The sequence below is a fragment of the Spirulina subsalsa CS-330 genome, from assembly GCF_028330765.1.
GTDB classification, from domain to species: domain Bacteria; phylum Cyanobacteriota; class Cyanobacteriia; order Cyanobacteriales; family Spirulinaceae; genus Spirulina; species Spirulina subsalsa_A.
On the sequence record NZ_JAQMTY010000006.1, the window covers coordinates 1 to 8,280 of the forward strand.

Here is an 8,280-nt window from a genome sequence, read left to right on the forward strand (position 1 = left end):
ACCACCAATATTGCCCCTCTAGGCACACTTGGGTGCGTTGGCCTCCCGATTCTAACACAAAACTGAATTCAGTCGTCTCCCGTTGGTCGGTTTATTTGTTGGCAAAAATTCATCTCACCGCTAACCTAACGGTGTAGCGGTGAGATGAATTTTGCATTTAAGATAGGCCAAAATCCTAGGAGGCGCGTCCATGCTGGAGTTATACCAATTTGAACTCTCTCAATATTCCGAAAAAGTTCGGCTCATCTTAGACTACAAAGGCCTCGACTATCGCAAAATCGAAGTCACGCCGGGCATGGGTCAGCTTGAACTCTTCCAAAAGTCCGGCCAACGCCAAGTTCCGGTCTTGAAGGACGGCGACACCTATATCCCCGATTCGACGGAAATCGCCCTCTATCTCGAACGCAAGTATCCCGACAAGCCGATTATTCCCACCACGCCGAAGAAAAAGGGGTTTTGCCTCGCCTTAGAAGAATGGGCGGATGAATCGATTGGGACAAAAGGGCGCAAGGCCTTGATCGGGGCGTTGAATAAAAATCAGGCCTTCCGCACCTCGTTTTTGCCGCCGGATGTGCCGGATATTGTCAAAACCCTGGTGGGGGCGATGCCGGGGAATGTGTTGGATGTGCTGGGGGCTGGTGTGGGCATGGGAGGCGATGCGATGAAGTCTGCCGAAGCGAGTTTAAAACAAGACCTCGAAGCCCTGTGTTTGATGTTGAGCGATTCGCCCTATTTGCTGGGAGATTTGCCGACGTTGGCGGATTTTGCAGTGGCGGGGTTGAGTGTGATTTTGAAGTATCCGACGGGGAATTATCTCGATATTCCGGCGCAGTTGAAGGGGAACGGCATTCCAGGGTTGGCGGATAATCCGGCCTATGAGCCGTTTTTCACCTGGCGCGATCGCCTCTATGCCGATTTCCGCCAACCCCTGAGCGGTAGCGGTGCAGATTTCGCCACCGATACGCCCCACTCGATCAATATTGACTAAGTTTTACACCGACGAGGCAAGGGGCTTAAGCCCCTTGTTCAAGGCCGAGGGTGGGGAGTTGGGCGGTGATTTCGTCAAAGTTGTTAACGGTGGCGTGGCGGGAACTGGCAGCGGTTCCAGGGCGCACTAATTGTAAGGTGTGCAAGCCTGCCGCTGCCGCTGCGTCGAGTTCGGCTTCGACATCGGAGAGGAAGAGGATCGCATCGGGTAAGCATTGGACGGTGGAGGCGATCGCTTGATACGACCCCGTTTCCCGTTTGCCCCCGATGGCGAGGTCAAAATAATGGCTAAAATAGGGCGTTAAATCCCCCCATTGGGAATAGCCAAACAGCAGTTTTTGCGCCCCGACGGAACCCGATGAATAGATGCCCAGTTGAATGTCTTGGCTGTGCCATTGTTGGAGGTTTTCGGGCACATCGTCGTAGATGTGGCCTTGGAATGCGCCGCTGTGGAAGCCTTCAGCCCAGAGGATGCCTTGGAGGGTTTTGAGGGGGGCAATTTTGCGATCGCTTTTCGCCCAAGCATCCAATTGTTCAAGGGCGGCGTGATCATCGAGTTCTTGCCCGGTTTCGGTTTTGGCGATCGCTTTTACATCCGCTAAAACCGAAGCGATTTCCGGTTCTTGGGTACGATTCGCGAGCGTGGGAAGGTGCGATCGGAAATAGGGAAACAACACATCAAAAACAAAACTAATCGATGTGGTTGTGCCTTCAATATCGGTAATAATGCAACGAATCATAACACTATCAAAAAACAACAAAAGAATCATTCCTGCTGTGCGTAGGCTCGAAAATGCCCACCCATGAGCAAGGATTCTGCACAGAACATGATGAAGCGGGGAGATCGAATCGTCCTGCCGTGGCAGTTCCGGCAGATGCGACCGCGCCGCAGAAGTTCAGCCCGCGTTCACGAACGCGGGGGGAATTTAGGATGCGGAGGTTTGCCAGGCGGGGTGATTCAAGATCGCCTCAAAGGTGCGAACACCCCGAAGTTGATTCGATAGGGGTAAATGGCCCTGGGGGGCGGTGAGGTTCCAGGTGAAGCTGTTGGGGTAGCGCGTCCAGTTGTTGTCCTGTCGCCAGCCGATGCGTTCCCAGAGTTGGGTGAAGTTTTTGCCGAGACTGAGCCACAGTTTGCGCTGGACAGAAAAGCCGAATTTGCCCTCGGAATAGGTTTGCCAGAGGAGATCCAGGGTTTGGAAGTCGGGAATGGGGATTTTATCCACTTCTGAGAAGTAGAGCCATTTGCGCTGGACGGCGGCGGGGCCGACGAGTTCGCAGAGGAGTTGGCTCGAGAGGCGATCGGCGGTGAGATAGTCTTGGACGATCAGGGCCTCTTGGAGGGTTTGATAGTCTACATCACGCTCGGATTGGGGGGTGACGATGCCGTCGGGATAGGTGGCTGCGAGGAGGGTTGCGATCGCACCATTTTCCGCCTGGATCAAGCGTTGGTAGATCTTGCCCCGCGCCGGGGTGGGGGGGCTGTCTTCGCTGTCGAGGAGGTAGGTCTGGAGCGCGTTTAAACCCTCTTCACCCGTAGCTGTGAGGCGATCCACCGTGGCAAGTTGAGTTTTGAGCGTGCCGGTGGTGAAGGCTTGCTCTAGTTCGGCGGCGAGTTCGTCAGGGTTAGGGGGTAAGGCGGTGCTGTTCTGGTCGCTCATGTAACGTTTTTTTGCTGTCCCGTTCTAGATTGTATCCTGCCCTGTCCCTCGGATGCGCTGAATAATCCCGGTGGTGGAGGTGGGAATTTCGACTTGAATCAGTTCAACGCGCCCCCCGTAGGCGATCACGTCGGGATATTCGGGGAGGGTGGCGGGGGTGTAGTCGCCGCCTTTGACGTAGATATCCGGCCGGAGGGCGTTGATCAAGTCGGTGGCGCGGAGTTCGGCAAAGAGGACGACGGCATCAACGGGTTTGAGACCGGCGAGGAGTTCGGCGCGTTGCTGTTCGGGAATGATCGGGCGGGGGGGTTGGCCGGGTTGGGGGGGCTTGAGTTGGGCAACGGAGCGATCGTTATTCAGGCCGACCACAAGGCGTTTGCCGTGGGTTTTGGCGGCGGTGAGGTAGCGGAGATGGCCCACATGGAGGAGATCAAAACAGCCGTTGGTGAAGACCAACGGCCGCCAGTGATCGGGGTGGGTGGCGATCGCAGCTTGGAGCCGATCTAAGGAATCGAGTGATGACATTTCGGGCAGGGCGGGCAAGGGGGCTTAGGACTCTGAATGGTTCTGGGGGGCGCGATGTCCCTGTTCGTAAGCAAATCTTACCAGTTGAGCGCGGTTTTCCAGGTTGAGCTTGCTGAGGATGTTGCTGAGGTGGCTTTGGACGGTGCGGGGGGAGATGAAAAGGCGATCGCTGATTTGTTTATTGGTGAAGCCCTGGATCACTTCCCAAAAAACCCGCTCTTCAGCGGGGGTGAGGGGGAGGGGTTCCGGGGGCGTGGTAGTTTCAATCCCTAGGGAAGTGGAATGAATGCCCGCTGTGCCGCTCATTTGCTGCATCATCCGGACAATTTCACTGTGGATGCGGCGCGATCGCTCCAACTGCGCCTCAATTTTCACCAGCAATTCCCGCAACACAAAAGGCTTCGTCATGTAGTCATCCGCCCCCATTTCATGGCCGCGAATCCGGTCTTCGAGTTCATTTTTACCCGACAGAAAAATAAACGGGATCAACTGCCCCGACGGAATCGCCCGCACCTGACGGCAAAACTCCAAGCCATTCATCGCCGGCATCATCACATCGGAAATAATCAAGTCCGGCGGGGTTTTTTCCAACAGTGCGATCGCCGCTTGGGGTTCGCTCACCCCCTCCACTTGATAGCCCACCTCCTCAAGATAGTCTTTGAGGTTGTTGCGGAGCGTGTGGTCATCATCAACCAAAAGAATTCGTTTCATAGATGGCAATTACTCAATTCTGTGCAGGGTAAAGCATTAGGGTTTGGGCGGTGGCGGCTGAAGACCTTCGCGGTACGACAGGCGCACTTAACGACCAACAGACGTATTTTATCTGGCCAGAGTTTCATGCTTTGGACAGCGCAATAAATAGCGATGAACTCCTCTGATCTGCGATTGAATCCGGCTGAATTCTTAAATTCAGCCTCAGGTTTTCAGTTGCGTAATCCTGGATTCAGCGTTTTAATGGGAGCTTCGGGACAATCAGCCCAGGCTCACCGAGCCGCCACCCTGGTTGACTGACTTGATCGCCCTCACCCCCAACCCCTCTTCCAGAGGGCGAGGGGAGCCGATCCATTTTTCCAGTTCCCTCTCCCCTAGGGAGAGGGCTAGGGTGAGGGCTTTCCGGGATCTGGCTAATTTTGTCAGTGAACCAAGCCGCCATCTGCACCTGAATCCAAAGTTTTTAGGGTTATGTACGAAAAAATCACTCCCCCGACTGTTGGCACCCCCATCACATTTGAAAACGGCAACCCGATTGTGCCGCATGATCCGATTATCCCCTTTATTCGCGGCGATGGCACGGGGGTCGATATTTGGCCCGCCACGGAAAAAGTCATTGATGCAGCGGTGGCCCATGCCTATGGGGGCGATCGCAAAATTCATTGGTTCAAAGTCTACGCGGGTGACGAAGCCTGCGACCTCTACGGAACCTATCAATACCTGCCCGAAGACACCCTCACCGCGATCAAAGACTACGGGATCGCGATCAAAGGCCCCCTCACCACCCCCGTCGGCGGTGGCATTCGCTCCCTCAACGTCGCCCTGCGGCAGATCAACGACCTCTACGCCTGCGTGCGTCCCTGTCGCTACTACCCCGGCACTCCGTCCCCCCACAAAACCCCCGAAAAACTCGACATCATTGTCTATCGGGAAAACACCGAAGATATTTATCTCGGCATTGAATGGCGCGAAGGCAGTGCGATCGCTCAAAAACTGATCGCCTACCTCAACGACGACCTGATCCCCGCCACCCCCGAACATGGCAAAAAACAAATCCCCCTCGATGCCGGGATAGGGATCAAACCGATCAGTAAAACCGGAACCCAGCGCCTCGTGCGCCGCGCCATCCTCCACGCCCTGCGCCTGCCCCCCGCCAAGCAACAGGTGACCCTCGTTCACAAGGGCAACATCATGAAATACACCGAAGGGGCGTTTCGGGACTGGGGCTATGAATTGGCCACGACGGAGTTTCGCGACCAATGCGTCACGGAGCGGGAATCCTGGATTTTGAGCAACAAAGAAGCGAATCCGGACATTTCCATCGAAGCCAACGCCCACCAGATCGACCCCGGTTATGATGCCCTCACCCCAGAGAAACAGCAAGTCATCTGCGAAGAGGTGAAATCTGTCCTGGCAGCGATTTGGGACAGCCACGGCGATGGCAAGTGGAAAGAGAAGGTGATGGTGAACGATCGCATCGCCGACAGCATCTTCCAACAGATCCAAACCCGCCCCGATGAATATTCGATCCTCGCCACGATGAACCTCAACGGGGATTATCTCTCCGATGCGGCAGCCGCGATCGTCGGCGGTCTCGGCATGGGGCCGGGGGCGAACATCGGCGACACCTGCGCCATCTTTGAAGCCACCCACGGCACAGCCCCGAAACACGCCGGCTTGGATCGGATTAACCCCGGTTCGGTGATCCTCTCTGGGGTGATGATGCTGGAGTTCATGGGCTGGCAGGAGGCGGCGGACTTAATTAAAAAGGGCCTAGGGGATGCGATCGCGTCTCAAAAAGTCACCTACGACCTCGCCCGGATGATGACCCCCCGCGTCGAACCCTTGAAATGCTCCGAATTCGCCCAAGCGATCATCGACGGCTTCTAATCAACGTTGGGTGGGCAAATGGAGGTTAACAATTTAATCCGGTCATTGAAAAAGGCTCTAAACCTCCATAGCGATCCTAAATCAATCGGAGATCTTCTCTCCTCATCAACAGGCAAGGGGCTAACAAGGGGCTTAAGCCCCTTGCCTGTTGATGAATCAAATAGGATTGCTATAGCGAGCAAGATGCTCACAGTACGGAATCACCGGATTATTTTCTTAAGTTTCAGTTGCCCACTCAACTGACTGAATGTTATGGCAAAAACGACATTTACTTTTCCTGTAAAGCCAGCCGAATTCCAAGACCACAATAGATACCCCCCACCGTTTTATTTTGCCAACGCATGACGACTGGATTACGGCGGAGAAACGTCCCCACATGACCCGCACTGAAGGCAACCGTGACGGTGCTCAAAAGGCCCATCATCACAAAGAGTAATCCGAGGGTGAGGAGTTGAACGGCAATAAAACCATTCTTCGGGTTCGCGAATTGCGGTAAAAAAGCCAAGAAAAACATCGCCGACTTTGGGTTCAAAACTTCCAAGAAAACAGCTTGGCGAAATGCTGTTTTGGCATCGAGAGTATTGGTTGTTATCGGTAATTTCGGATCAACGTTTTGGCCGATTGCCTTGACCCCCAGATAGATCAAATAGGCTGCTCCTAAATATTTGACGACACTGAAAATCAATGCAGAGGTAAGAATCACCGCCGAGACTCCGACCACTGCCAACACAGTATGCAGAACATCGCCAACCGCAATGCCCAATCCAGTGGCGAGGCCCACTCGTACTCCGGAACTGGTGGCACGGGCTAAGGTCAATAATACCGCTGGCCCCGGAATAAAAACAAAACCCAGCAGGATCACTAAATATGTGAATAATGTGGCTTGATCGATCATAAAAGTCTCCAATTTTTGCTTATTTTTTGGTTGGGTCTAATCAAACCGGATGCTGGTTTGCGATCGCTGAACGCGAGGGTCACCCAGGAAACTATCTCTAGCCTATCGATGTTTCGCGGCATGACCTTATGACTTGTGCGGTATGCGCGATCGCGGTGCTTGATATCATCTGCGCGATGATGGAGGGTCGCCGTGTTCAAAGCCTACCGGCTAATAACCCCTCATGTCGAACCCCTGAACTGCTCCAAATTCGCCCCAGTGATTAGCACCGTCGCTAATCACTGTAGGATGGGAAGCTCCCCATTGTACGACTGACTCTTTCATCACTTAACAACCATTCGCTGCATTTGATTTATCAGTCTGCTGCTGTGCTTGAGTGCAAAGCATTCAACAGTTGCTCTGTAAGATCGATCAGTTCAGATACAGACTCTTGCGTTAGTTGAGTCGTTTTAAAGCCATGAGCAACTACATTTCGTAATGAACGTGTATTCATTAATAACTGATACTCAGATCGAGAAATCACACCTTCAGTGACTAATTGTTTCACTAAATAAAGCGAATCTAGTCTTTGCAAACTCAGCCCCTCATGCTCCGTAACAAGCCTTAAGGTTGCCTCAAAAAGAGACCAAGCATAAAGAATAGCGGACTCTAAATGTTGTGTAACTAGTTGCCTGGTGATAGGTAATTTTGTTGCGATTTCATCCTGCTGAAGCGGATGTTCAACGTTGGAAATATAGACATCATCCTCTGGATTAGTCATCACGAATTCAAATCGCCAACCGGAATGCTGCTCTACAGATTGGGCTAAATTTTGCAGATATTGTCGAGAGGCAAAACCTAGTGAACGTCGTGACTGCACCGCAATCACTACGGACTCATCACCCCTCCGCGCTATCATATCAGGGCGATAATTTTGAAGAAAATCAGGTAGGTCTTCAAGATTTTGATGTAAAGAAACCTCATAACCTTGATTACGATATTCTTCAGCTAGTTTCAGTAATTGCTCTCTTTTTAGGGTCTCAGTTGAAGTTACCATTAGCTCAATACCTCTTGGTCAGGAGCATCAACGACAACGATGTATAGAAATTCGTCGCCACGAGAAAAGCCTTCTGCTAGGGTTGAGGTCATATTTGTTACTTTAAAATTACCTGATAAGTTTCGCTTCCTAGCGAGAATATCAGTAACTTGAGCGTCGTCAATATAGGCTAATCCAATGATGGCATCCTGGATCGGCTTGATGATATTGTCCACATCGATTGTATCTCTATCATAGAAGTAGGTTATTTGTAGCATTATTGAACTTGTAGCCACTGTTTGTCCTGATGGCCAATATTTTTCTGCCTCCTGACGTACAACCATTCTCCAATCTCTAAGACGCTCACGCCTACGAGTCTGTTGCGATACAGGTGGCCCATCCACTATGAACTCAAATCTCGTCAACGTACTTGTTCATGAGTAAATATGAGTTATTCTATCTTAAATGCAAAAAGAGGACTCCCGCTACACCGTTAGGTTAGCGGTGAGATGAATTTTTGCCAACAAATAAACCGACCAACGGGAGACGACTGAATTCAGTCTTGTGTTAAAATTGAGAAGCCAACGCACCCAAGT

The 8,280-nt window shown here is 52.3% G+C and carries 9 protein-coding genes; 2 read left to right on the forward strand and 7 right to left on the reverse strand.

Features of this window, described 5'->3' with window-relative positions; translation table 11 throughout:
* Positions 1 to 190: 190 nt before the first annotated feature.
* A complete protein-coding gene (locus PN477_RS00300; protein ID WP_272121541.1) occupies positions 191 to 988 on the forward strand; it encodes a glutathione S-transferase in 798 nt (265 codons plus the stop codon).
* 25 nt (positions 989 to 1,013) lie between these two features.
* Here PN477_RS00300 and mtnC read toward each other — a convergent pair whose 3' ends face one another.
* The 4 genes from mtnC to PN477_RS00320 form a co-directional block, all read right to left on the reverse strand.
* Entirely contained in the window at positions 1,014 to 1,727 is a 714-nt protein-coding gene (gene mtnC / locus PN477_RS00305) for an acireductone synthase (protein WP_272121543.1), read from the reverse strand.
* Between the two features lie 186 nt (positions 1,728 to 1,913).
* Positions 1,914 to 2,648, reverse strand: a complete 735-nt coding sequence (locus PN477_RS00310; protein WP_272121545.1) for a GUN4 domain-containing protein — start codon at positions 2,646 to 2,648, stop codon at positions 1,914 to 1,916.
* A 24-nt stretch (positions 2,649 to 2,672) separates the two neighbouring features.
* A complete protein-coding gene (locus PN477_RS00315) occupies positions 2,673 to 3,173 on the reverse strand; it encodes an adenylyltransferase/cytidyltransferase family protein (RefSeq protein ID WP_272121547.1) in 501 nt (166 codons plus the stop codon).
* Positions 3,174 to 3,197: 24 nt separating this feature from the next.
* Entirely contained in the window at positions 3,198 to 3,884 is a 687-nt protein-coding gene (locus tag PN477_RS00320; RefSeq protein WP_272121549.1) for a response regulator transcription factor, read from the reverse strand.
* Positions 3,885 to 4,355: 471 nt separating this feature from the next.
* On the opposite strand from PN477_RS00320, the gene PN477_RS00325 reads away from it, so the two are divergent.
* On the forward strand, positions 4,356 to 5,774 hold the full coding sequence (locus tag PN477_RS00325; RefSeq protein WP_272121550.1) for an NADP-dependent isocitrate dehydrogenase: 1,419 nt from the start codon (positions 4,356 to 4,358) through the stop codon (positions 5,772 to 5,774).
* A gap of 268 nt (positions 5,775 to 6,042) precedes the next feature.
* Here the strand turns inward: PN477_RS00325 and PN477_RS00330 are convergent, their stop codons facing one another.
* The 3 genes from PN477_RS00330 to PN477_RS00340 all read right to left on the reverse strand — a co-directional run bounded on the left by PN477_RS00330 (position 6,043) and on the right by PN477_RS00340 (position 8,088).
* On the reverse strand, positions 6,043 to 6,669 hold the full coding sequence (locus PN477_RS00330) for a LysE family translocator (RefSeq protein WP_272121552.1): 627 nt from the start codon (positions 6,667 to 6,669) through the stop codon (positions 6,043 to 6,045).
* A gap of 355 nt (positions 6,670 to 7,024) precedes the next feature.
* Positions 7,025 to 7,705, reverse strand: coding sequence for a hypothetical protein (locus PN477_RS00335; RefSeq protein WP_272121553.1), 681 nt, complete (start codon positions 7,703 to 7,705; stop codon positions 7,025 to 7,027).
* Complete coding sequence (locus tag PN477_RS00340) at positions 7,705 to 8,088, reverse strand: RusA family crossover junction endodeoxyribonuclease (protein WP_272121555.1); 384 nt, start codon at positions 8,086 to 8,088, stop codon at positions 7,705 to 7,707. Before PN477_RS00340 ends, PN477_RS00335 begins: the two co-directional genes overlap by 1 nt.
* Between the last annotated feature and the right edge of the window lie 192 nt (positions 8,089 to 8,280).

Bases quoted from the DNA above. Each gene is read 5' to 3' on its own strand.
- mtnC (WP_272121543.1), bottom strand. From the start codon at position 1,727: ATGATTCGTTGCATTATTACCGATATTGAAGGCACAACCACATCGATT.
- PN477_RS00320 (WP_272121549.1), bottom strand. From the start codon at position 3,884: ATGAAACGAATTCTTTTGGTTGATGATGACCACACGCTCCGCAACAAC.
- PN477_RS00325 (WP_272121550.1), top strand. From the start codon at position 4,356: ATGTACGAAAAAATCACTCCCCCGACTGTTGGCACCCCCATCACATTT.
- PN477_RS00330 (WP_272121552.1), bottom strand. From the start codon at position 6,669: ATGATCGATCAAGCCACATTATTCACATATTTAGTGATCCTGCTGGGT.
- PN477_RS00315 (WP_272121547.1), bottom strand. From the start codon at position 3,173: ATGTCATCACTCGATTCCTTAGATCGGCTCCAAGCTGCGATCGCCACC.
- PN477_RS00310 (WP_272121545.1), bottom strand. From the start codon at position 2,648: ATGAGCGACCAGAACAGCACCGCCTTACCCCCTAACCCTGACGAACTC.
- PN477_RS00300 (WP_272121541.1), top strand. From the start codon at position 191: ATGCTGGAGTTATACCAATTTGAACTCTCTCAATATTCCGAAAAAGTT.
- PN477_RS00335 (WP_272121553.1), bottom strand. From the start codon at position 7,705: ATGGTAACTTCAACTGAGACCCTAAAAAGAGAGCAATTACTGAAACTA.